The sequence below is a fragment of the Microcoleus sp. Pol14D4 genome, from assembly GCF_036701245.1.
Taxonomy (GTDB): domain Bacteria; phylum Cyanobacteriota; class Cyanobacteriia; order Cyanobacteriales; family Microcoleaceae; genus Microcoleus.
The window spans coordinates 39,768-62,236 of record NZ_JAUBQM010000034.1; the positions used below are offsets into that span (position 1 = coordinate 39,768).

General features: G+C 45.6%; 16 protein-coding genes. 9 read left to right on the plus strand and 7 right to left on the minus strand.

The window, feature by feature from the left end; all coding sequences use genetic code 11:
• The first annotated feature begins 17 nt into the window (after window positions 1-17).
• Both QUA33_RS14350 and QUA33_RS14355 read left to right on the plus strand, forming a co-directional pair.
• Window positions 18-1,343, plus strand: a complete 1,326-nt coding sequence (locus QUA33_RS14350; RefSeq protein WP_333149150.1) for a hypothetical protein — start codon at window positions 18-20, stop codon at window positions 1,341-1,343.
• 6 nt (window positions 1,344-1,349) lie between these two features.
• Window positions 1,350-2,684 (plus strand): hypothetical protein, encoded by a 1,335-nt coding sequence (locus QUA33_RS14355; protein ID WP_333149151.1) that lies wholly within the window; start codon window positions 1,350-1,352, stop codon window positions 2,682-2,684.
• A gap of 67 nt (window positions 2,685-2,751) precedes the next feature.
• Here QUA33_RS14355 and QUA33_RS14360 read toward each other — a convergent pair whose 3' ends face one another.
• Window positions 2,752-4,083 (minus strand): hemolysin family protein, encoded by a 1,332-nt coding sequence (locus QUA33_RS14360; protein WP_333098166.1) that lies wholly within the window; start codon window positions 4,081-4,083, stop codon window positions 2,752-2,754.
• Window positions 4,084-4,372: 289 nt separating this feature from the next.
• Here QUA33_RS14360 and mfd point away from each other — a divergent pair, with 289 nt between their 5' ends.
• The gene (gene mfd, locus QUA33_RS14365; RefSeq protein WP_333149152.1) at window positions 4,373-7,936 is read left to right on the plus strand and encodes a transcription-repair coupling factor; all 3,564 of its coding nucleotides are present in this window, start codon (window positions 4,373-4,375) and stop codon (window positions 7,934-7,936) included.
• 234 nt (window positions 7,937-8,170) lie between these two features.
• Window positions 8,171-8,824 (plus strand): S-layer homology domain-containing protein, encoded by a 654-nt coding sequence (locus tag QUA33_RS14370; protein ID WP_333149153.1) that lies wholly within the window; start codon window positions 8,171-8,173, stop codon window positions 8,822-8,824.
• Window positions 8,825-9,088: 264 nt separating this feature from the next.
• Here the strand turns inward: QUA33_RS14370 and QUA33_RS14375 are convergent, their stop codons facing one another.
• Together QUA33_RS14375 and gyrB are read right to left on the minus strand one after the other, a co-directional pair.
• Entirely contained in the window at window positions 9,089-9,805 is a 717-nt protein-coding gene (locus tag QUA33_RS14375; RefSeq protein WP_333149154.1) for a heme oxygenase (biliverdin-producing), read from the minus strand.
• A 249-nt stretch (window positions 9,806-10,054) separates the two neighbouring features.
• The gene (gene gyrB, locus QUA33_RS14380) at window positions 10,055-11,995 is read right to left on the minus strand and encodes a DNA topoisomerase (ATP-hydrolyzing) subunit B (RefSeq protein WP_333149155.1); all 1,941 of its coding nucleotides are present in this window, start codon (window positions 11,993-11,995) and stop codon (window positions 10,055-10,057) included.
• A 258-nt stretch (window positions 11,996-12,253) separates the two neighbouring features.
• On the opposite strand from gyrB, the gene miaA reads away from it, so the two are divergent.
• Window positions 12,254-13,156, plus strand: a complete 903-nt coding sequence (gene miaA / locus QUA33_RS14385) for a tRNA (adenosine(37)-N6)-dimethylallyltransferase MiaA (RefSeq protein WP_333149156.1) — start codon at window positions 12,254-12,256, stop codon at window positions 13,154-13,156.
• 109 nt (window positions 13,157-13,265) lie between these two features.
• Here the strand turns inward: miaA and QUA33_RS14390 are convergent, their stop codons facing one another.
• Together QUA33_RS14390 and msrP are read right to left on the minus strand one after the other, a co-directional pair.
• Complete coding sequence (locus QUA33_RS14390) at window positions 13,266-13,925, minus strand: Uma2 family endonuclease (protein WP_333149157.1); 660 nt, start codon at window positions 13,923-13,925, stop codon at window positions 13,266-13,268.
• 250 nt (window positions 13,926-14,175) lie between these two features.
• Window positions 14,176-15,159, minus strand: a complete 984-nt coding sequence (gene msrP / locus QUA33_RS14395) for a protein-methionine-sulfoxide reductase catalytic subunit MsrP (protein WP_333149158.1) — start codon at window positions 15,157-15,159, stop codon at window positions 14,176-14,178.
• Window positions 15,160-15,593: 434 nt separating this feature from the next.
• Here msrP and QUA33_RS14400 point away from each other — a divergent pair, with 434 nt between their 5' ends.
• Entirely contained in the window at window positions 15,594-17,648 is a 2,055-nt protein-coding gene (locus QUA33_RS14400) for a serine/threonine-protein kinase (RefSeq protein ID WP_333149159.1), read from the plus strand.
• 554 nt (window positions 17,649-18,202) lie between these two features.
• On the opposite strand, the gene QUA33_RS14405 is transcribed toward QUA33_RS14400, so the two are convergent.
• Complete coding sequence (locus QUA33_RS14405; RefSeq protein ID WP_333149160.1) at window positions 18,203-19,192, minus strand: NADPH:quinone reductase; 990 nt, start codon at window positions 19,190-19,192, stop codon at window positions 18,203-18,205.
• A gap of 51 nt (window positions 19,193-19,243) precedes the next feature.
• Entirely contained in the window at window positions 19,244-19,984 is a 741-nt protein-coding gene (locus tag QUA33_RS14410; RefSeq protein WP_333149161.1) for an SDR family oxidoreductase, read from the minus strand.
• A 170-nt stretch (window positions 19,985-20,154) separates the two neighbouring features.
• Between QUA33_RS14410 and QUA33_RS14415 the strand changes: the two genes are divergently transcribed.
• The 3 genes from QUA33_RS14415 (at window position 20,155) to QUA33_RS14425 (ending at window position 22,288) form a co-directional block, all read left to right on the plus strand.
• The gene (locus tag QUA33_RS14415) at window positions 20,155-20,724 is read left to right on the plus strand and encodes a tetratricopeptide repeat protein (protein ID WP_333149162.1); all 570 of its coding nucleotides are present in this window, start codon (window positions 20,155-20,157) and stop codon (window positions 20,722-20,724) included.
• Window positions 20,725-20,779: 55 nt separating this feature from the next.
• Window positions 20,780-21,688 carry a hypothetical protein gene (locus tag QUA33_RS14420; protein WP_333149163.1) on the plus strand — a complete coding sequence of 303 codons (909 nt, stop codon included), beginning with the start codon at window positions 20,780-20,782 and terminating at the stop codon, window positions 21,686-21,688.
• Between the two features lie 306 nt (window positions 21,689-21,994).
• Entirely contained in the window at window positions 21,995-22,288 is a 294-nt protein-coding gene (locus QUA33_RS14425) for a DUF3288 family protein (protein ID WP_333149164.1), read from the plus strand.
• Window positions 22,289-22,469 lie beyond the last annotated feature (181 nt).

A 22,469-nucleotide genomic window follows, 5' to 3' on the forward strand; every position in this document is an offset into this window, starting at 1 on the left:
CGTCAAATTCAAATTTCATGAAAGATTCAACGGTATTCAAAAAAAGCAAAAATATATTCATTATAATCGCGGTTAATTTGGCGATCGCCTTTATTTGTCTGGAAGCTTTGTCGCTAGCTTTTTATTTTATCAACCAAAAGCAGTTTTTTTATACCAGAAGTAAAGCCAAAGAAAAAGTAGTAGAAGATATTGAAAGGATCGGCATTAGACTGGATGAATCTATCGTAGAAAGACTGCACCCACTTTTTGGCTATGTACTCAAACAAGGTGCTTTCACTAATGAAAAATTAAAGTTAAAAGTCAACAAACACGGCTTTTTTTCCCTCTACGAATATCCCTTTGTTAAAAGTAATAAAAATCAAGTTATTATCGGAGTATTTGGCGGTTCAGTTGCGAATAACTTTGCAGTAGATGAATACGTAACTCGTAGATTGTCTAACAAGTTGAAAACTTATCCAGAATTTGCGAACAAGGAAATTATTGTTTTAAATTTTGGCAACGGTGGCTACAAACAGCCCCAACAATTATTAATTTTAAATTACTTTCTGGCTTTGGGTCAAGAGTTAGATTTAGTCATCAATATTGACGGTTTTAACGAAGTAGCACTGTCAAATTTAAATAACAAAGCCCAAGTAGAAATAGGAATGCCCAGCGTTCAGCACATACAGCCTCTGACTGGTTTAGCCAACAACAACTTGTCACCGGAAGCTATGAGCTCTATCGTGCAAATTAACGAAAATAAAAAACAGTTGAAAGCAGGTATTGACAAATTGCAAACTTGTCAGCTTGCTTTGTGTCACGCTGTTACCTCGCTACAGGTGCAACAATTAGTCAACAATTACCAGCAAGCCGTTGTCAAGTACGATAGGCAAGTCAAACAATCCAACCCAGACACGGCAAATAGCGGTATAGTATACATTCCCAAAGCAGACTTTGTTTTGCAGGATGTCGCTGCTTTTGACAAAATGGCATCAATATGGTACGAATCGTCGATCGGGATGAATCAAATTTTATCAAGTAGAAAGATTAAGTATTTTCACTTTATCCAGCCCAACCAGTATTATCCCACTAAGCGAGCGTTTACCGCCAAGGAAAACGAAATTGCGATCGACCAAAATAGCCCTTACATTGAAGGTGTGAAAAAAGGTTATCCGGTGCTATTGTCCAAAGTCAATGATCTGCAAAAAGCTGGGGTTAATGTTTTTAGCGCAGTGAATATTTTAGATAATACAAAAGAGACGGTTTACAAAGATGCCTGCTGTCATTATAATTCAGTGGGAGAGGAAGTATTGGCCAACTATGTTTCTAGTTCCATTATTAAAGTAGTAAGAGAGTCGAAATAGAGGTTTATGAAAGATTTAAAATTCCTCAAAAAAGGACAAGAATTTCTCAAGATAACTTTGATTAATTTATTGCTTTTACTGGTTTTTCTCGAGCTTGGCTCCTTGGGATGGTATTTTGTCAAGCACAAGCAATTTTTCTATACTAGAGAAAAGAAGCAAGATAAATCTGCCTTGGGAATTAATTTAGAAGGAGTGCGACTCAATGAGTCTATAGTCGAAAGATTTCATCCTTTTTTTGGGTTTATTCAGAAACCAGGCCTTGACTTTCGCCCCGGTTTTAAAAATAACAACTATGGGTTTATCTCACCTTACGATTACCCTTTCAAAAAGACTAAACCCAATCAATTTATTGTCGGAGTTTTTGGCGGTTCTGTGGCTTCTAATTATGGAATATTTGAAGTTCAAAATAAAATTTTACCTCAATACCTCAAGCAGCTTCCGGGTTTGAAAGATAAAGAATTTGTAATTTTGTCTTTTGCTACCGGCGGCTACAAACAACCCCAGCAATTATTGATTTTAAACTATTTTTTGGCTTTAGGGCAAGAACTGGATCTGGTCGTCAATATAGATGGTTTTAATGAAGTAGCACTTTCTAACTTAAACAATAAAAATCAAGTCGATTTGGCGATGCCAAGCATTCAGCATATTTTACCGCTGACTAGCTTGGCGAATAATAGCCTTTCTACCAAAGCTATGAAAGCAACTATCAGAATCCAAGAAAATAAAGCTAGGATTAATCAGGGTTTAGAACGTTTGCAAAACTGTTCTTTTGCTGCGTGCGATGCTTTGACTTCTGTTTACGTTCAAAATCTAGTTAATAACTATAAAACCGATGTTATTAAATTTGAAAAAGAACGGACTAAACAAAAAAAAGATGACAGCGGCAGCGTTATTTACATCAATACTAATAAATCGGTTTTACAGGATTCAGTAGCTTTTCAAGAAATGGCGTTAAATTGGGCAAAAAGTTCAATTTTTATGCACAAAGTTCTGTCTGCTAGTAATGTGCCTTATTTTCATGTTCTTCAGCCTAATCAATATTATCAGACGAAAAGAGTGTTTCCTGAAGCCGAAAAGCAGATTGCTTTTAACAAGGATACTCCTTATGCTAAAGCTGTGCAAATTGGATATCCGGCTCTTTTCAAAAAGTTTCCTAATTTGGAAAAAAATAATATCAATCTAGTGAATGCTGTCAATGTTTTTGACAAGACTAAAGAGGCTGTTTATGTAGATAGCTGCTGCCACTACAATCAAGCTGGAGAGGTAGTTTTTAGCAATTATGTGGGCCGTTCTATTCTGGAATCTTTGCGGAAAGATGCGGCTAGAAGCAAAAAGAAGTAGGTCTGAAATATTCGCGGAATGGTCAATGTAGGGTGCGCCTAGCGCACCTTACCGCTGAGTTTAAATTTTAGGTTGTTGGTTGGGTTCTAGATCGATCGCCCGCTGAGTCGATCGGCATTACCAAGATTTTATCAACTCGGTTCCCGTCCATATCGACTACTTCCACGCGCAAACCATTCCACTCAAAATGCTCGGCTGCTGTGGGAATTTTGCCCAAATTAGTAATCACAAAACCGCCCATTGTGTGGTAACTTCCTTTGTGTTCTGCTGACAATTCTTCGATTCCAAACAGCTCAAAAAAATCTTCGACTGCTAGCATTCCGTCTAACAGCCAAGAACCGTCTTCGCGCTGCACGGCTTGAGGCTCGTCTGCATCTTCAATAGAGGGAAAGTCCCCCACCAATTCGACTAAAATGTCGTTGACTGTGACCAATCCTTGAATCACCCCGTATTCGTCTACTACCAAGGCAATTTGATTGCTAGATTGTTTGAACAGTTCTAATACTTTTAAACCCCGCGTGCTTTCCGGTACAAATAACGGTCGCCGTAAAGAAGCGCTTAAATCGAGGGGTTGACCAGTTAAAGTCCGCGACAGCATATCAGTAACGTGTACTAAACCGACAACGTTGTCGAGTCCTCCCTGACACACCGGAAACCGAGAATGACCGCTGCCGAGCATTTTTTGGCGATTTTCTTCTACTGAGTCGTCGAGGTCGAGCCAGGTAAGATCGGGACGCGGGGTCATTAAGGCGCTGACTCGCCGATCGCCCAAACGAAAGACTCTTTCCACCATATCTTGTTCGGCTTCTTCAAAGGTTCCGGCTTCGGTTCCTTGCTCGATTAAAACTTTAATTTCCTCTTCTGTAACTTGCGGTTCTGTCGAGGGCGATATCCTCAGCATTCGCATCACCAAGTCAGTGGAATGACTTAACAGATAAACCGCAGGAGCGCCAATTTTTGAGAGCATTCGCATGGGAATGGCGACGCTTGAAGCGATCGGCTCTGGGTTGTTGAGTGCCAGCCGCTTTGGCACCAGTTCGCCGATAATTAAGGTCAGATAAGTGATGGTTAAAACTGCTACTACTGACGCGATCGTCTGAGAGTAGGGCGCCAGGGCCGGAACCAGCCGCAACAAAGGCTCTACCCTTTTAGCAATTGTCGTTTCTCCGAAAGCGCCCGACAGAATGGCCAGCATCGTAATCCCGATTTGAACTGTCGGCAAGAACTGATTGGGGGCATTAGCCAGATCCAAGGCTATGCGGGCATTGGCTGAACCTTGGTTGGCCATCTGTTGCAGTCTCACCTTCCGTACAGAGATGATGGCCATCTCTGACATCACAAACAAGCCATTGAGGAAAATTAGCAAGAGAACAATCAGAATATCGGTACTTGGGGACATTTCTAAAATTTTCGGTAGTAACGGCGAAGCGCTCTGCCCGGTTAAAGGAGAAGCCTGCAAGCTGCGAATCTCGATAGCAAAATCGAAATTTTTTCTAAACCTGTCATTAGATTAACGGAACTGGCTCAATCGCGATCGCAGGATCGAGATATTAAAGCAGAAATCTATCGCCAGTTAAGTTCCCAGGCGTCAACCGCAGAGCGGTACAATCATGGATGTTTGTCGTACAATCTCCTTAACAGGCAAAGGGAAAGAGCCGGAGCCGATCGGGGATTAAAATTAAAAGCGCATGACTTTCTCTTCAATAATTCGTACCCTGGGGCGATCGCCCCTAGCCACAGAACTTCTCAACAAGCTCAAACGGCATCGCTGCTTGCAACTGTCCGGCATCGCCCGTTTGCCTAAAGGTTTAGTAGCTTCCGCCCTCGCACAGCAAGAGGGGCGAAACTTATTGGCAGTAACAGCTACTTTAGAAGAAGCCGGTCGCTGGGTGGCTTCTTTAGAGGCGATGGGCTGGCAAACCGTACATTTTTACCCGACTTCGGAGACCTCACCCTACGAGCTATCTTACTCCGACGAAAATGAAATGACGTGGGGGCAAATGCAGGTGCTGGCGGATTTGGTGGATAAGGAAGAAAAAACCGCCAATCAGTCGAAGCCGATCGCAATTGTAGCTACCGAAAGAGCTCTCCAGTCTCACTTGCCGCCGCCTGCTGCTTTTGAACCCTACTGTCTGACGCTGAAGCGAGGTGCGGTTCAAGACTCGAAGATTTTAGACCGCCAACTTGCTTCAATGGGCTACGATCGGGTGGCTCTGGTGGAAATGGAGGGTCAATGGAGCCGTCGGGGCGATATTGTCGATGTGTTTCCGGTGGCGGCTGAGTTGCCGGTGCGGCTGGAGTGGTTTGGGGATGATTTGGAACAAATTCGGGAGTTTGACCCGTCTTCGCAGCGATCGCTCGATAAGGTCGAGCGATTAGTTTTAACTCCTACTAATTTTAATACAATTATTAAAGCAGTTTTAGCTGAAAAAAATATTGACGAAATCAACCGCGTAGGCTCTATTGACACAGAAGAAAATGAAACAGAAAAATTTGTCCGCCGGCTGTTGGGTTTAGCGTTTGAAAAACCTGCATCTTTGTTGGATTATTTGCCCGAAAATACTTTAGTTGTTATTGACGAGCCGCAAGGGTGCGAAGCTCACAGCGACCGCTGGTTTGAGAATGCACAGGAACAGTGGAATAATTGCAATCGCGAATCGGAAGTTTCTGGTGCGGGAACAGAAAAGTTACCAATTGCTAATTTGAAAGTTCCGAAAATTCACCGCACTTTTGCTGAATCTATGGTCGATGTCGCAGCTTTCGACAGGCTAGAACTTTCAGAATTGGCAGAAGATTCTACGGCTAAAAAAATTCAAAGCTCTGCGGAGGGCGACCAACTACCGTCTGCGATTAATTTGGCAAGCAGGCCTGTGCCGGTGATGCCTCACCAATTTGCGAAGCTGTCTCAAATGCTCAGGGAAGAGCGCGATCGGGGTTTTACCATTTTTCTGGTTTCTGCTCAACCGAGCCGATCGGTTTCTCTGCTGTCGGAACACGACTGTCCGGCTCAGTTTGTGGTAAATCCGCGCGATTATTTGGCGATCGACAAGTTGCAATTGCAGCACATTCCGGTTGCTTTGAAGTACAGCGGCTTAGCAGAATTGGAAGGGTTTATTCTGCCGACTTTTCGGATTGTTTTAATTACCGATCGGGAATTTTACGGTCAGCATTCTCTTGCTACTTTTAGCTACGTCCGCAAGCGCCGCCGCGCTGCTTCTAAGCAAGTAGACCCGAATAAATTAAGCCCTGGTGATTATGTGGTTCACCGCCAGCACGGAGTGGGCAAATTTATCAAGTTAGAACGTTTGACGATCGATCGCGAAACTCGCGAATATTTGCTGATACAATACGCTGACGGTACTCTGAGAGTGGCGGCAGATCAATTGGGGGCTTTGTCAAGGTTTCGGACTGTAGGCGATAAAGTACCGGATCTAAACAAGCTGACAGGTCAAACTTGGGAAAAAACTAAAACAAAGGTTCGCAAAGCTGTTAAAAAATTGGCAGTGGATTTGCTGAATCTTTATGCTAAAAGAGCTAAACAAACAGGTTACGCTTTTCCTCCTGATATGCCTTGGCAACAAGAATTAGAGGATTCTTTTCCTTACCAGCCAACGCCGGATCAGTTGAAGGCAACTCAGGATGTGAAACGCGACATGGAGGGCGATCGACCCATGGATCGCTTGGTCTGCGGCGATGTCGGTTTTGGCAAGACAGAAGTTGCTCTGAGAGCGATTTTTAAGGCGGTTACGGCGGGCAAGCAGGTGGCTTTGCTCGCGCCGACGACGATTTTGACCCAACAGCACTATCACACGCTCTCGGAGCGTTTTTCCCCTTATCCGATCGAAGTTGGTTTGCTCAATCGCTTTCGCACTGAAACCGAGCGCCGGGAGATTCACAAGCGTTTGGCGACTGGGGAATTAGACGTGATTGTCGGTACTCAAGCTGTTTTGAGCAAAGCGATTAAATTTCGGGATTTGGGTTTGTTGGTGGTGGATGAAGAACAGCGGTTTGGGGTTAAGCAAAAGGAAGCGATTAAAGCTCTCAAAACAGAGGTAGATGTTCTGACTCTGACAGCAACGCCGATTCCCCGGACTTTGTATATGTCGCTGTCGGGGATTCGCGAGATGAGTTTAATTGCGACTCCGCCTCCCAGCAGGCGCCCGATTCAGACGCATTTGGCTCCCTATAACCCGGAAGTGGTGCGATCGGCAATTCGTCAAGAGTTGGACAGGGGCGGTCAGGTTTTTTACGTGGTGCCGCGGATTGAGGGGATTGATGAGTTGGCGGATAAGTTGCAGGAGATGGTTCCGGGGGCGAGAATTGCGATCGCCCACGGTCAAATGGAGGCTTCGGAATTAGAATCGATCATGCTGACTTTCAGTGCGGCGGAGTTCGATATTTTGGTGTGTACGACGATTATTGAGTCGGGTTTGGATATTCCGCGAGTCAATACCATTTTAATTGAGGACGCGCAGCGGTTTGGTTTGGGTCAACTGTACCAGTTGCGGGGACGGGTGGGACGCGCGGGGATTCAAGCTCACGCTTGGCTGTTTTATCCCAAGCAGAACCAACTTTCGGATGCTGCAAGGCAGAGGTTGCGGGCAATTCAAGAGTTTGCCCAGTTGGGATCGGGCTATCAGTTGGCCGTCCGAGATATGGAAATTCGCGGTTCGGGTGATGTTTTGGGTACTGAACAGTCTGGCCAAATGGAGGCGATCGGTTTTGATTTGTATGCTGAAATGTTAGAGGAGGCTATTCGGGAAATCAAGGGTCAGGAAATTCCGAAAGTGGAGGACGCGCAAATCGACCTCACTTTGACGGCGTTTATTCCTGCCGATTACATCGCAGATTTGGATCAAAAGATGAGCGCTTACCGGTCTGTGGCTTCTGCTAATACCCCTGAAGAATTACAGCAGATTCAGGCTGATTGGTGCGATCGTTACGGGCCAATTCCTCTTCCCGCCCAGCAACTTATCCGTATTGTCGAACTCAAACAAATCGCTAAAAAAATTGGTTTTTCTCGGATCAAACCGGAGAATAAGCAGCACATTGTGTTGGAAACACCTATGGAGGAGCCTGCTTGGAATTTGCTTAAGGCTAAGTTGCCGGAACATTTGCAAGCTCGTTTTGTCTACAGCAAGGGGAAGGTTACTATTCGAGGTATGGCTGTTTTGACGGCCCAAAAGCAATTGGATAATTTGATTGATTGGCTGGGTAAAATGCAGAACGCTTTGCCGGAAGCAAATCTTTAATTTTGATATACAGCATATTCCACGCAAATAGAGTACACCTTAATCCCAAACACTTACCAAAATGGTTGACAAACCCTTGCAACCGTACTCCATAAAACTGGAAATTGCTGTATAATCGCCCAATCTAGCGCCCTGCCGAAACCACAGAATTATACCGATAGAACCGGAAAAAATATTACTGCTGTTTTCATGATTGTTTTAGCGACAGAAAGGATTAAAATCGTGAAAAGGTTAGTGAATGTTTTTTTGGCGATCGCCCTACTGCAAGGAGTGCCTATGGCGGTTCAATCTCAAGAAATAATTGACCCGATCGAGCGGGTTGTGAGTGCAGGGTTGATGAATAAAGATGCCAGTGGCAATTTTCATGCTGAGGGTCTTGTCAGTCGCGCTGATTTGGCGGTGATTTTAGTAAAAACTTTTGGTTTGGAACGGCGGAAAACAGCTCAGAAACCGGATCGGGAATTGCCGGACGTACCGAAGAGTTACTCGGCTTACAGTGCTATTCAAACTGTTTTGAAAACGGGAACAATGAGTGGATATCGCGACGGAATGTTTTTCCCAAATCAAAGGGTGACTCGCGCTGAAGCTTTGGCGATTTTTGCTCAAGCTTACGGGGTTTTTCAGTTTCCCGATGCCAGTATTTCCGAGATTTTAGCTAAGTATCCAGATGCAGGGGAAATTCCTAATTGGGCTAGAAAGTCTATTGCTACTGCACTTTATGAAGGGTTTGTTAATGTTGAACTCGGAACTAATAAGATTAATCCTTTGAAGCCGATGACTCGCTGGGATATCGCTTACGCTTTGAGCAAGTATTTGGAGCGGCAGATCAGGCCGACTTCTTTGCCTGTCCCCGACGAACAGCCTCCCGATCGCGGCGTGGGAAGGTGATAGTGTTGACTTGTGATATTCTTTCCGGTTACACCGGAATGATGTTGACGGTTGACGGTTGACTGTTCGCTGTCAACTGTCAACCGTCAACAGTGCACTCGAATTTACTATTCCGATGCTAACGGATTTGATATGAGTTAAAAAGTCGATCGCCCGCCATGCAAAATCCCGGAGATTTGGTGACTGTAAAAGCAGCCATCAAACCCCCAGGATTTAAAGTTTTCCTCTTAAACGAGGCTTAAATTATCCCCAGTGAGCTTTAACTCAATCAGCAGTAGCCAATTCGGTACTGCCACCACCGCGCTTCCGCGTCAGGGTATTGAAAAGCATCTGACCGACAGCTTTAATCAAATTGCCTTCTAATTCCATGAACATCTTCATGTTCATGCCAAAAGCTGCATTAGCTTCGTCAACAATTCGCTCTGCTGTTGCTTCGTCAATCGGCAGTTCATTCATTGCCTGACGGTAGTTAGCCTTGAATTCTTTTTCATCAGGAATATCCTGGAATTCATAGAAAGCAGTGCCTTCTCCCTCGGTAAGATTCATGCCACGCTGGGCAATTCCCTTCAGGATTTGTCCGCCAGATAAATCGCCAAGGTAGCGAGTATAAGAGTGAGCTACTAACAGTTCTGGTGCGGTCGCCGAAATCTCGTGAATTCGCTCCACATAAGCTTTAGCTGCGGCTGACGGAGCTACTTGTTCGCGCCAATTTGCACCGTAGTAGTAAAATAAATCTTGCTCTAAGCTTTGTTTGCGATTCAACTCAGAAAAGTAAATTTTTGAAACAACCGGATGCTGCTTTTGGCGTTCCATTTCCTCTTCGATTGCCGAGTAGACAAAGTAGAGGTTTCCTACTAACTTCCGGTAAGAAGTTTTTTCTACAACGCCTTTTAAAAAACACTTGACAAAACCGACGTTTTCTGCCATTGTGTGGGATTTTTTCGTTCCCTCACGCAATTTGGTCGCTAAATTGATGCTCATGCTATATTTGTCCAACCTTCTATTTTTGTGGTAGCTGATGGATGCGCCAAAAATCTAAAATTTACCTAAGTGTTTACCTTAGATCGATTTGATGAGAGATTGTATTAATTTTTATAACAAAATCTAGAAACATCAAACGGCCCTGATGCCCGATCGCCCGAAAGGGCAGAAGGCATCAGGACCACAAAAGTTTAGTCATTAGTCGTCAGTGGTTAGCTAACAGCTAATAGCTGAGGACTAATGGCTAATTTAGATGTCCAAGTCAAGGAGGTTGAGTTTCGGGCCGTAGGTTTCGATGAATTCCCGGCGGGGGGCGACACGATCGCCCATTAAGATCGTAAAGATGCGATCGGCCTCAGCAGCGTCTTCAATCTCCACCCGTTTCAGCGTCCGAGTTTCTGGGTTCATCGTCGTATCCCACAACTGTGTCGGCATCATTTCACCCAAACCTTTGAACCGCTGAATGGTGTAGTTAGCATTCGCCGGAAATTCATTGCGGATGAGATTGTTCATTTCGCGATCGCTGTAACAGTAGTAATGATTGCGTCCCCGTTCCACTTTATAGAGAGGAGGACAAGCAATATAGATGTAACCTTGGTCTACAAGTGCGCGCTGATAGCGGTAGAAGAAAGTCAGCAACAGCGTGCGGATGTGAGCACCATCTACGTCAGCGTCAGTCATAATTACGATGTGGTGATACCGCAATTGACCCGGATCGAATTCTTCGCCTTTAATGCCCAAACCCAGGGCTGTAATTAACGATTGAATTTCGTTATTTTTGTAGATTTTGGCGTCGTCGGTTTTCTCAATGTTGAGAATTTTACCGCGTAAAGGCAAGATTGCTTGGAATTGGCGATCGCGCCCTTGTTTTGCCGAGCCGCCTGCAGAATCCCCCTCCACTAGGTAGATCTCAGACAGGGCGGGATCTCTGGAACTACAGTCTGCTAATTTACCGGGCAAAGGAGAGGATTCTAAGACTGATTTTCGGCGCACTAAATCGCGGGCACGGCGGGCGGCTTCAGCGGCCTTAAATGCCTGAATTGCTTTTTCCAAAATAGCGTCAGCTACCTGGGGGCGAAACTCCAAATATTCGGTCAATACTTCGCCTACCAAGGAATCGACAATTCCCCGAACTTCTGTATTTCCTAGCTTAGTTTTAGTTTGACCTTCAAATTCCGGGTCTGGGACTTTGACCGAAATCACTGCTGTCAAACCTTCGCGAACGTTTTCGCCGGCGAGGTTGGGCTCGTTTTCTTTGATTTTGTTGCGCTTGCGGGCGATCGAATTCATCGTCCGCGTCAAAACAGCCTTCAAACCTTCTAAGTGCGTGCCACCGTCGATCGTCCGAATGTTGTTAGCAAAACCTAGAACGTTGTCGCTAAAAGCATCGACGCACCACTGCAAAGCCACTTCTATCTGCACGTTGTTGCGTTCTCCTTGCACGTAGATCACTTCTTCGTGCAGAGGCTGCTTGTCGCGGTTCATGTAGGCGATATATTCCTTGATTCCGCCCTCATAACAGTATGTTTCGATGCGAGGTTCGCTACTTTTGAGCAGTTCCAAACGGTGGTCGCTAAATGTAATTCTCACGCCCGCATTCAAGTAACCCAATTCTCGCAAGCGCCCGGCCAGTATAGTGTAATCAAATTCAATGCCAGTGGTAAATATTTGAGTATCTGGCAAGAAAGAAACTGAAGTGCCGGTGCGAGTGCCTTTGTTGGGCTTGGCAGTAAGTTCAGTAACTGGATTGCCTCTTTCGTAGCGCTGTAAATGTTCTTTTTGGTCGCGCCAAACTGTCACTTCTACCCACTCGGACAGCGCGTTAACAACAGAAATACCTACACCGTGCAATCCTCCAGAAACCTTGTAGCCACCACCGCCAAATTTACCGCCGGCGTGAAGTACAGTCATTACTGTTTCTATTCCCGATTTGCCAGTCTTGGCAACGATGCCGGTCGGAATACCCCGGCCGTCGTCTGTCACGGTAACGGAACCGTCGGCGTTGATGTCAATCTCGATGTGAGTGCAGTGGCCAGCCAGCGCCTCATCTATGGAATTGTCCACAACCTCGTAAACTAGATGGTGGAGTCCTCGCGGGCCGGTAGTACCGATGTACATCCCCGGTCGTTTACGGACTGCTTCGAGACCTTCGAGAACTTGAATCTGGTCGGCGCTGTAGCTGCTGGTCATACAAAAATAGCTCCAATAATGAGGCCTAAAGCCCCGAAAGCTTCTAAAATGGGAAAACTCCTAAAATTATAGCACAAAACCGTTAAAGGCGATGCTAGGGCTTTCTGAAGGGAAATTTATTGGGGGGAGGGAGGGGAATAGTTTTGAGATTGCTGGAGGACTGCCCTGGCCGATCGCGGTGAATCCGTGGATGGAGAGAGGCGAAAGCATTGATAGGAGAGGATTTGAGAGTTTTTATAGGGAAATGTGCGACAGCTTATGCCTAGATTAATTACGATTTGCGGGGCGACGGCGACGGGGAAGTCGGGAGTGGCTTTGGCTTTGGCGGGGCGACTGCAATCCTCGATCCTGAGTGCGGACTCCCGTCAAGTGTACCGCGAATTTGACATCGGAACCGCAAAACCGACGGCGGCCGATCGCACTTGTGTACCGCATCACTTAATTGACATCTGCGATCCGACAGAAACTCTGACACTAGCAGAGTACCAACAGCAAGCTCAAAAATTAATTGCTGATGTCGATTTTCCTGTTTCTCTCCCGCTGTTGTTGGTGGGAGGGACGGGTTTATATATTAAATCGATCGTGCGCGGTTTGAAAATTCCGAGAGTAGCGCCGATGCCCGAATTGCGATCGCAACTTGCGGAACTCGGACAATCTCAATGTTACGCCATGTTGCAGCAGGTCGATCGCTCTGCGGCTGAGAAAATTCACCTCAATGACCCAGTAAGAACTTTAAGAGCACTGGAAGTATTTTATGTCACCGGCCGCCCTATTTCCGAACAGCAGGGCGAAAATCCTCCCAATTATCCTATTTTACAAATTGGGTTGGATTGCGCGATCGATGTTTTGGTCGATCGTATCAAACAGCGCACCGAACAAATGCTAGAACGCGGTTGGATAGCTGAAGTAGAATATTTGTGTAAAAAATACGGCTGGGATTTGCCACTGTTGAACACCCTGGGCTATCAGGAAATGAAACAATATTTGGCTGGCGACATTAAGCTTGAAGAAGCCAAAGAATTAACAATTTTGCACACTCGGCAATTTGCCAAGAGACAGCGGACTTGGTTTCGAGCTTATCCTGAAATTGAATGGTTTGATGTTAGCACGCCAGATTTATTGGAGCGAGTTTGGCAGAGAGTTCAGGAGTTTATCAATTGATTTTTATCGAGATTAAAGATTTTATTAACCGCAGATCTACGCAGATCTACGCTAATGTAATTTAAATTGATTTGCTAGTTTTTCAACTACAGCAATTCTGATTTTTGCGTTAACTTTGACTCGCTAAGATTTCTCTAATTCTTTGCCGAAATAAACGCACAGCCGCCCGCTGTCCGACTGTTCTGCTTTGTTCGATGAAACCTGGAATTTCGGCAACGGGTAAAAAGGGAAATGCTAAACTGCGATCGCACATTTCATATTTTCCATCTACAAGTTGATAAACTTGCAGAGATTCCCGCCGATACCTCCAAAGTTCGGGAACACCAAGAGCAGCATAAATTGTAAACTTATTGATAGAAGAATTTGTGTAATCTGACTCTATTGCTAAATCCGGCGGCGGGTCATTTGGCAAATAGATATTTCTGCCTCTAACTAAAGATTCATTTTGAATGTAGAAACAGGAATCAGGTTCTACAGCACGAGTTAAATCTTCTCGTTCAAGAGTCAGCGAACCAAGACTCCTAAGTTCAATTTCCAGTTCATCTACAATGACTTCAACAAAGCTTTCTATCAGTCGTTTGGGTTCTTCGTGTTCTTCCAGCGGCATCCTGATTTCTAATACTCCTTCATCGTAAGCAATTCTCCAAGCTCTATCGTCCCCAACATCTGCCAGTAATGCTTTAAAAGTTGACCAACTGACACCTTTTAAAATAACTCGGTTTTCTGGGGTAGTTTGCTGCTCTACGGGAGTTGATGTTGTTGTTACCATTTAACCATTCCTTGGTAGCTTCATCAATTTTTATTGTAGTCGATCAATTTGAAATTTAAGGTAAAAGTTACAAACATAGTAGGGACACGGCACTGCCGTGTCCTGTATTTCATTTTTAAAGAGCGAAGAAAAAAGATTTTTTTTTATTAACCGCAGAGAACGCAGAGGGCGCAGAGAAAGAGAAAAGAGAGAAATTAATAATTTGAGAAGCAGAAAAGCCTGTTCCTCAAATTACATCTCGCGTAGTTAATTAACTGTACAAACTCGCCACATATTCACCGTAACCGTTATAGGGCAAAGTTGGGCGAGTTTCCCACGACCAACTGTTACCGGGGCCGACTATCCGTTCGCTGGCCTGCGACCATCTGGGGTGCGGTTTGTCGGGTTCGACATTTGCTTCAAAAGCGTATTCGTTGGGGCCGATTGTATTCCAAAAAGTGGCGGGCTGTTTTTCGACAAATTCAATTTTGACGATCGACTTTGCGCCCTTAAAACCGTATTTCCAAGGAATTACTTGCCGCAGCGGCGCACCATTTTGTTTTGGTAGTCTTCGGCCATACAAGCCTGTGGCAAAAAATGCTAAATCATTAGCCATTTCTTCAATTCGCAGACCTTCGGTATAAGGCCAAGGATAAAATTGCGACATCAAACCGGGGCCGGGAGTTATTTTGGGATCGTAAAATGAGGTGAAGCGAACGAATTTAGCCTTCGATTGCGGTTCGACATCTGCCATCAGCAATTTCATGGGAAATCCGACCCAAGGAACTACCATTGCCCACGCTTCTACACAGCGAAATCGATAAACTCGTTCTTCGATGGGAAATTTTTTGTAGAGGTCGTCGATATCATAAGTGCGGGGATTTTTTACTAAACCGCCTACTTCAACTTTCCAGTTTTCTGTTGGCAAAGCTTGAGCGGCTTGCCAAATAGATTTTGTGCCGCCGTATTCGTAAAAATTGTTGTATTTTGTAGCTAAGGCTTCGTCGGTAATCGCTCGATCGACTTTCGCAAAGGCGGGATTCCGGCTCAATTCCGAATATGCTTGGGTTGAGCTTTGATCCAAAGCAGTTTTTGAGCTAGGATTGCTTTGGCAGCCGGTCAGCGGCAGCAGCGAAGCTGTCACGCCGGCTCCAATTAAATTTGTCATGAAGCGGCGGCGGTTGAGAAAGGATGTTTCTGGGGTAATTTCTGGGTTGAGAATTTCCCAAGATTTGGGTACGCGAATTAACGGCATAAGTAATAGTTAAAAGTTAGTAGTTAGTTTGGCAAATTTTGCCTAAGTTTTAATCGGTTAGTCGATTTGAGATGGGAAATGGGAAATTTTAGATTCACTCCATAGAACAAAGAATCGGCGATATTTGGCAAGGCCTCGCGAATACTTTCAGTGCGATCGCACTGAAAGTATTCGCAATGACAGTATAACGTAATTCGGTAACAGCAAATCCAGCCGAGCGATCGCTCGATCGACCTATTAAACCTCCCTCGCAGGAAAGTCAGCAATAATTTACGTGCGATCGACCAAAGCCATTGTGGCGAAAATCTGGGAAACAATTATGATCAAGCAAAGATTCCAATTATTTAATTTGTCCACAGGAAGCGGCACGCACCGCCCCGCTTTCCTCCCCCACCAGCAATAATGCCGGACGGGGGTCTCCAGCGGAAAGACAAATGAGTTACTGCACCAATCCCCATTGCCAGAATCCCCAAAATCTCGATCGCGCGACAGTCTGCAAAAGTTGCGAGTCGAACTTGCTGCTAAAAGGCCGCTACCGAGTCTTTCACACCCTCGGTCAAAGTCTCACTTGCCGCACCTTCTTAGCAGTCGATGAAGACCAACCTTCGCAACCCCGCTGCGTTATTCAACAGTTCTGCGGCCCCGCAGCAGCCGCAGACGGTGGCACACAGCCAAACCGGACATTTCGCGGCTCGGCCTCAGTTCTCGACGAGTTGGGGAAACATCCGCAAATACCGAAACTCCTGGCATCTTTTGAACTCGAAGGCTGCCAGTATTTAGTGCAAGAATACATCGAAGGCCGCAATTTAGCCGATCGGCTTTCAGAAAAAGGTGTTGTTAAAGAAATTCAAATTTGGTATCTGCTGGGCGAATTGTTGCCAGTCCTGCAATTTGTTCACGAACATCAACTGATTCACGGAGATATCAAACCGTCCAATATTATTCACCGGAAAACTCCCCAAGCATCCCCAGCTTTGGCAGGGAAAGAGGATTTACATTCCGTGTCCCAAGAAAGTGCCTCTGGGCTAGTTTTAGTCGATTTCGGCGCGGCAATTCCGGCAAATAGCGGGCCGCTGAAAACAGAAACGGTCACAGGTTCTGCTGAATACGCGGCCCCGGAACAAATTAAAGGCCAAGCAATTAAAAGCAGCGACATCTACAGTTTGGGCGTCACTTGCATTCACTTGTTAACGGGAATGTCGCCGTTTGATTTGTTTGACATCAAAGCCGAAAGTTGGACTTGGAGAGATTATTTGAAAGTACCAGTTTCGGCGCGACTCGGCCGCATTCTGGATAAAATGGTGCAGCGAGAACCATCAAAACGCTATCGCTCAACCGAGGCAATTCTCACAGACATGAAATACGGCCCGGCACCGGTAGACGTGATTCTCAGCAAACCCAAATGGAGTTTAGCCATGTGGGGAGCAAGTGCGGTTGCCCTGCTGTCCGTAGTGCTGGGTGTTCGCTTGCCATCTCCTGCACCGCAGGCTTTCACTTCTTCTGAGCCTGTTTCTAGCATTCCCGAAATTCGGTTCAATCCGCCCCCGATGCAGGATTTCAACGGTGAGGCATCGCAATCCCGGCCCGCAGTGCGGACTCTGGCGGATCAAGACAAAAACCCGGTTTGGGCGGTAGCAGTCGCTCCCAACGGTCGCGTGATTGTCAGCGGGAACAACGACGGCACAATTCACCTGCTGCACAAGCGTCACGGCAAGCTGCTCAAGGTTTTAGCAGGACATTTGGGACCGGTGTGGTCGGTGGCTGTCAGTCCCGACGGCAGGACGATCGCCAGTGGTGGCGTTGACGGTACGATTAAATTGTGGAATTTCTATTCTGGCAGGTTAATTCAGACTTTGGACGGACACCAAGACGGCGTGTTCTCGGTGGTTTTCAGTCCCGACAGCCAAACCGTAGCCAGTGTCGGTAAGGACAAAACTTTGAAGCTGTGGCAAGTCGAAGGCGGGGCCGAGTTGGAAACTCTCAAGCGGGTTTTTGATGAGGTGCAGTCGGTGGCTTTCAGTCCCGATCGAGAAACTTTGGCGATCGGCAGCAGCGACGGTAAGATCGGCCTGTGGAACTGGCAGACTGGGGAATTGAAAGAAACTCTTTGGGGTCATTCCGAGGGGGTTTGGTCTCTGGCCATCAGCCCCGACGGTCAAACTCTCGCCAGCGGTAGTTGGGACAACACGGTGAAGTTGTGGGATATCAGCGCAAATAATCAGTTCCGGCAGTCCAACGGTTCTCTGCTACGAACTTTGATCGGCCATTCCGACAAGGTTAAGTCCTTGGCTTTCAGTCCCGACGGAGACAAGCTGGCCAGCGCCGATTTGAGCGGGACTATCAAGCTGTGGCGGATGGGTTCCGGCGAAATCGCGGGCACGCTGAAAGGTCATTCTACCTGGGTGGAATTGGCTTTTAATCCTCAAGACAAAACTCTGATCAGCGGCAGTTTTGACGACACGATTAAGGTGTGGCGGCTGTCTCCTTGATTTTTGCGATCGCCCGGAGTTAGATATACACTTTTAAGAAAGGACAGTCTCAACAAACTCTGATTGGGCGGTGGGGCTGTCTTTTTCTTAGGTCATATCATTTCCGGTTACACCGCAATGATGTTCAGTGTTGACGGTTGACGGTTGACGGTTGACGGTGAACAGTGAACTCGAATTTACTATTCCGATGCTAACGGATTTGATATCAACCTTCATATATAACCTTTCTCAGTTAGAAATAAAAAATAATATCATGTGCGGTAAATTACCCATTATAGAATTAGTTTGTAGTAATGACTTTAGTCTTTATTAGCTAAAAGCTTTAACAAAGGACTCTTCTTCCTCACTACAAACTTATGATGCTTATATCGCCCGACATGATATAATCACTGACTAATAACTAATGATATCAATTCCGGTTGTATCGGAATGATTAAACCACAGAGGGCACAGAGGACACAGAGAAAGAGAAGAGAGAAATAATAATTCCGATGTCCACGGATTTGATATGACTAATGACTAATAACTAATAACTAATAACTAATAACTAATGACTAATGACTAATGACTAAAACCAAATTCCCGATCGCCCTTCCGCTTTCCTGCATTTCGTGGGCGGCGGCAATCTCGTCTAAAGCAAACCGCCCAGCAATAACGTGGCGCAAAACTCCAGCTTTCAAACAAGTTGTAATATCTTCTGCAGCTTGTTGATGCGCTGCTTTGTCCATCGCATAAACTAGCACGTAATGTACGGTAAGATTTTTGTAAATTAAGGAGTACACTGGAATTTGAGGCGCTACATCCGAATCCGAAGCATAGGTGGCGATCGTGCCGTTGCGTTTGAGCGCTTTTAAATTAGTTTCCAAGTTGCTAGCAAAGTCAACTTCAATTGCGCGATCGACTCCTTCCCCTTTCGTAATTTCTTTGATGCGCGCCGCCACATCTTCGGCTTTGTAATTGATAATATAATTAGCTCCTGCAGCTTTGGCAATTTCTGCTTTTTCCGCAGAACTTACAGTCGCAATTACAGTTGCTCCGCCCCATTTTGCTAATTGAATTGCATAATTTCCAACAGCACCCGCGCCGCCCGTAACTAATATTGTTTTCCCCGTAACAGCACCATCTTTAAAAACGCAATTGTGAGCTGTCATTGCGGGTACTCCCAAACAAGCACCTTCTACAAATTCTGTATTATCTGGCAGAAAAACCGCTTGTTCGCTGGGTACAACCACATATTCCGCCGCCGTACCCAATCGCCGGGGCAATGTAGCTTCATAAATCCAAACACGTTCGCCAATTCGTGACGGCGGCACGCTTTCTCCTACTGATTCAATTATTCCTGCACCGTCGTTGTGGGGAATGACTCGCTGGTGTCGCATTGTGAGTCCGCCCCAACCGCTGCGCTGCTTGACATCGGAGGGGTTAATGCCGGATGCGCGTACTTTAATCAGCACTTCACCTGCACCCAATTCGGGAACATCCATTTCGCCAATTTTGAGGACATCTTTGGCGTTGCCGATTTGTTCGTAGTAAGCAGCTTTCACAGTTGTTTGCTCCTGATGTTTTTAATCTTCCTAAACGCGCCCCGCGTTACTTTAGGCAATGCCGCCGTTAACGCGGATATTTTGTCCGGTAATCCACCGGGCTTGTTCGCTGCACAAAAAAGCCGTCACATCGGCAATATCTTCAACTTTTCCGAGTCTTCCCAAAGCAGTTATTTGGGTAAATCTTTGTATTTGTTCGGGGGTTTTGCCGACTGTAAAGAGTTCTGTATCCGTTGGACCCGGAGAAATCACATTAACTGTAATTTGGCGATCGCCCAATTCCTTAGCCAGCGATCGAGTTAGCTGTTCCACCGCGCCTTTTGTCGCCACGTAAGCCCCGTAAGTTGGCAGTAGCATCGCCGTTGTCGAACTGGAAAAATTGACAATTCTTCCTCCGTCTGCCATCCGTTTAGCAGCTTCTTGACAAGCAAAAAACGTGCCTTTGACGTTAATTGCAAAAAGATTATCAAACTCTGCTTCGGTAACTTCCGCTACAGGTTTGTAAAGAATTACTCCTGCATTATTGACTAAAATATCGATTTGTGAATATGTTTCCAGAGTGCGATCGAACAAATCGCGAATTTCTGCGGTTTTGCTGACATCGGCTTGCACGGCTAATGCTTTGCCGCCTGCTGCTTCAATCGCTGACACAACCTCTTTAGCCTGTTCTACGCCTCTGGCGTAGTTGACGACCACTGATGCGCCTTCTTGGGATAATCGGAGGGCGATCGCGCGTCCAATTCCCCGCGATGCACCAGTCACAATTGCCACTTTTCCTGCTAGTGATGCCATGACATTTCCTCTGCAATTAGTGTTGATGCTAGTTCAAAATAATCATACTATTTTTTCCGCATTCCGGTGCACAAACCAATTTAAAATCTCACACAGTCAGAAATCCCTCGAAATGGCGGTTGCTAACTAACAGTTGTGGTAAAGTAGTATCGGCTGTTAAAGTAAAATCTATGACCGTAAATTCCGAGTTAGCAGAGCAGTATTTGTCAACGGGCGAGACCCTCCAGAAATCAGGAAAACTTGAGGAGGCGATCGCTCAATATCAAAAATTACTAGCCATTCAGCCGGATAGTGCGATCGCACTCAACGAGGTAGCTGAAATCTATTATACCCAACAGAAATATGTAGAGGCGATCGCATCCTGTTACCAAGCACTTCGGCAGCAACCCAATTTCGCCCCCGCCTACAAAACCCTAGGCAATATCCTGCAAGCCCAAGGCAAAATAGACGCGGCAATTCGCGCCTACTCCAAGGCGATCGAATTTGATCCTAATTTTGTCGAAGCCTATGTTAACTTGGGCAGTATGTTTTACAAACAAGGCCAGCTCGATGACGCCATAACTTACTATCAAAAATCTATTGTTATTCAACCAGATTTAGCCGTCGCTTATTGGAATTTAGGCAAAAGTTTGGAAGAGCAAGGTCGAATCAATGAAGGTTTATTTTATCAAAAAAAAGCTCTAGATTTACAGCCGGAGTTAGAAGGTAGAAGCAATTCAGTAAAAAATCACACTTACTGAAGAGGAATGTTATAGTCAGAATAATTCAATCATTAACGATGCAAGCTGGATCGAAATGGAAATTAACCAGAATCCGCTCGAATTCCTCACGGCTAAAGTACAAGAAACTGTTGCCGATATCCAAAGCTTAGGCAACCAAATTGATGCAAAATTTGAGGAAAGTGCAACTGGATTAACGGCGTGGGTACAATCAGCGCCAAGTTCAATGGTTAGTGCCGGGGCGATCGCCAGTCAAGAAGCTTTTAAAATAGCACATAACATCCGTTTTGAGAACCTGCCAAGAAATCTGCAATCCAAATTTGCGAGGGCTGGGGTTCGTGACGGCATCCGAGATGTTCAAGAAGCAGCAAAAGTATTTGAATCCATACCCGCCCAAATTCGTGCCCAAGGCCCAGAAGCAATTCGCAACTTTTGTCAAGATAAAGATTGGAGTCACATCCAAGCGCACGTCAATGGAGGCGGAAGCGAAGCTGCTAACGGGATTTTTGAATATTTTTGGGTGAATCGTGCTCGCGGTGGTGTAGACATGACTGCTGCTGAATTAGCAGTCGCTAAGCAAGTTTTAGCGGATGCAGCGTTTAAAGCAGCAGTTGCCGAAATCGTTGGGGCTGCAATGAAAGGGGCGATCGCCGCAGCAGTAATTGAGTTAATATTTTCGATCTTAGAAAATTCGCTATTGTGCGTGGAAGGCAAAATTACCCAGTCAGAGTTAGTGGAACAAGTCGCCACCGCCACCGCCAAAGCTGGCATTGCTGGCGGTGTTATTACTGGCATTCTGTTAACACTGTGCATGATATTTCCCCCCATTGCCGCGCTTTTAGGTGCCGCAGCGATGCCTTTGGCGGTTGCAGGTATTGGTTTTATGGGAATTCGCGCCTGGGAAATCTTTTGTCACGGCGATCGACTATTTGGTATTACTCAACAAACACAAAAATTTCTGGGGATGACTGAAGAAGTGCAGTAGGGAGACGGCAATACCCATTGGTGTCAACTTAACGTCAAACCCAGTCACAGAATGGTGTTGGACTATTAAGCCTAGATCCCCCCTAGCCCCCCTTAAGAAGGGGGGAACCGGAAATGGATCAAAGTCCCCCTTCTTAAGGGGGATTTAGGGGGATCTGGACTCAGGTAAAAACGAGATTTATCAAGGCTTTCAGGCGATTGTTGACACCAAGGGGCTATTGGAGTGTCCCTACGTCTCATGAGATACCCGACTTCTTCAACAAGTCGGGCATCTAGGTATTCTAAATGATGGGGAAACATAAGTAGTATGGATTCAGTAGAAAAAACTCAAGATCAGCAGCATCCGCAATACAAGCGCGATCGACTCAGTGTCGATACTTTATTAGCAGGAGAAGCAACCGAATACAATTTATCGGAATTAGCAAGATTAATAATTCGCTACCGAGGCTTTCCCGGCGCTAGAGATATTCAATCCGACTTAAAAAAAGTCCTGCAAAAATGGAATCATACCGAAGAAACTCTTTACGAACAAACCCGTAAAATTCACGCTACAGGTGAGGTTTATCGGCGTCAAAAAAACGACCAAGAAGATTGGGCCTAACTTGAGAAACCGGATTTTTGGCCGTTGATGCGGACTGTAACGCGTCTTCTCGTAAAAAAAGCCAGTTTGTGACCACCCGTGCGTCTAGGACTATTAAAGCAAAGGGGTGCATCTCACTTTGGCAAATGTGTCAAAAAAGAGATAAAATGAAAAAGCTAGTAAAATCGTTAAATAAAGATGA

Bases quoted from the DNA above. Each gene is read 5' to 3' on its own strand.
- QUA33_RS14350 (WP_333149150.1), top strand. From the start codon at position 18: ATGAAAGATTCAACGGTATTCAAAAAAAGCAAAAATATATTCATTATA.
- QUA33_RS14355 (WP_333149151.1), top strand. From the start codon at position 1,350: ATGAAAGATTTAAAATTCCTCAAAAAAGGACAAGAATTTCTCAAGATA.
- QUA33_RS14360 (WP_333098166.1), bottom strand. From the start codon at position 4,083: ATGTCCCCAAGTACCGATATTCTGATTGTTCTCTTGCTAATTTTCCTC.
- mfd (WP_333149152.1), top strand. From the start codon at position 4,373: ATGACTTTCTCTTCAATAATTCGTACCCTGGGGCGATCGCCCCTAGCC.
- QUA33_RS14375 (WP_333149154.1), bottom strand. From the start codon at position 9,805: ATGAGCATCAATTTAGCGACCAAATTGCGTGAGGGAACGAAAAAATCC.
- gyrB (WP_333149155.1), bottom strand. From the start codon at position 11,995: ATGACCAGCAGCTACAGCGCCGACCAGATTCAAGTTCTCGAAGGTCTC.
- miaA (WP_333149156.1), top strand. From the start codon at position 12,254: ATGCCTAGATTAATTACGATTTGCGGGGCGACGGCGACGGGGAAGTCG.
- QUA33_RS14390 (WP_333149157.1), bottom strand. From the start codon at position 13,925: ATGGTAACAACAACATCAACTCCCGTAGAGCAGCAAACTACCCCAGAA.
- msrP (WP_333149158.1), bottom strand. From the start codon at position 15,159: ATGCCGTTAATTCGCGTACCCAAATCTTGGGAAATTCTCAACCCAGAA.
- QUA33_RS14400 (WP_333149159.1), top strand. From the start codon at position 15,594: ATGAGTTACTGCACCAATCCCCATTGCCAGAATCCCCAAAATCTCGAT.
- QUA33_RS14410 (WP_333149161.1), bottom strand. From the start codon at position 19,984: ATGGCATCACTAGCAGGAAAAGTGGCAATTGTGACTGGTGCATCGCGG.
- QUA33_RS14415 (WP_333149162.1), top strand. From the start codon at position 20,155: ATGACCGTAAATTCCGAGTTAGCAGAGCAGTATTTGTCAACGGGCGAG.
- QUA33_RS14420 (WP_333149163.1), top strand. From the start codon at position 20,780: ATGGAAATTAACCAGAATCCGCTCGAATTCCTCACGGCTAAAGTACAA.
- QUA33_RS14425 (WP_333149164.1), top strand. From the start codon at position 21,995: ATGGATTCAGTAGAAAAAACTCAAGATCAGCAGCATCCGCAATACAAG.